This is a genomic window from Flavihumibacter sp. UBA7668, from assembly GCF_002483205.1.
Classification (GTDB): domain Bacteria; phylum Bacteroidota; class Bacteroidia; order Chitinophagales; family Chitinophagaceae; genus Flavihumibacter.
This window is the reverse complement of sequence record NZ_DLHM01000002.1, coordinates 462,859-463,887: the sequence shown is the minus strand read 5'-3', so window position 1 is coordinate 463,887 and position 1,029 is coordinate 462,859. Positions and strand designations below refer to the sequence as shown.

Below are 1,029 nucleotides of genomic sequence, written 5' to 3'. Positions count from 1 at the left end.
ACACAAATGGTAAGGGAAAAGATCACCATGCTGCTCTATGAGACCAGGCAGTTGGATAACTATGATAAAAATGTAGTGCCTTCCTACAAAAAGAACCTGGAAAGTAACCTTTTGGCCTATCGCCAGAACACAGGTAACTTCTTTGTACTGCTGGATGCATGGAACATGCTGCTCATGAAGGAACTTGAACGTACCGATAAATTGGGACAGGTGTTTACGATACAATCTGAATACGAATATCAACGGGAAATAAAATAGCATGTGTAATCATAATCAACATACCAGCTTCAGCGGGCACAAAAGCCGGGTATATTTTATATGCATCGGGTTTGCTCTTGTGTTGCTTGCCTGCAACAATCGCAGCGCAGATCATGGTGCGCATTCCGGCGGCGCAGATCATGCCACTATGAAGGACAGCAGCGGCATGAAAATGAGCGGGGTAAAGGATAGCAGCAACGCCCATGCTGCGCATGGCAGTATGGCTGGTATGGATATGCCCGGTGAACAGGCGTCCACTGATACGATAGCGGATGAAACGTACTGGAATACCCTGCCCACCAACCGAACCGTGATCTCTACCCAACAGGCAATAGAACCGCTTGACCAACCGGCGAGCTTTACGGTTCACGGTAACGGGTATATTGACTTTGACTACAGGCGCAACCGGAAAGTACCCGTTCGCGTTGGCGGCAGGATTGAAAGGCTGTATGTAAAATACAATTACCAGTATGTGCGCAAAGGCGAAAAGATACTGGAACTCTACAGCCCCGACATAAGCACTTATATCGAAGAATTGCTTTACCTGCAAAAGTCTTCCGGCGACAGTATTCTCGCGGGCAGGGCCAGGCAAAAGCTCTTATTGCTCGGGCTTACCTCCAGCCAGGTAAAACAGATTGAAAAATCAGGGGAAGCGCCTTATACCATAGCCATTTACAGCCCTTTTGAAGGATTTGTGCTTTTTGATCCATCGGCACCGTCAGCTATGGCCGGGGGCGCAGGTAATGACGCAGGAATGGGTGGTGGAATGGC

At 48.5% G+C, this 1,029-nt stretch carries 1 protein-coding gene and 1 pseudogene; both read left to right on the top strand.

Annotation, left to right across the window (positions count from 1 at the left end; translation table 11 throughout):
- A pseudogene (locus tag B2746_RS05675) lies at window positions 1-258 on the top strand (hypothetical protein); the annotation flags it as partial.
- Window position 259: 1 nt separating this feature from the next.
- Window positions 260-1,029: efflux RND transporter periplasmic adaptor subunit (locus tag B2746_RS05670; RefSeq protein ID WP_290791823.1), on the top strand; the 770-nt coding region annotated here is incomplete at its 3' end.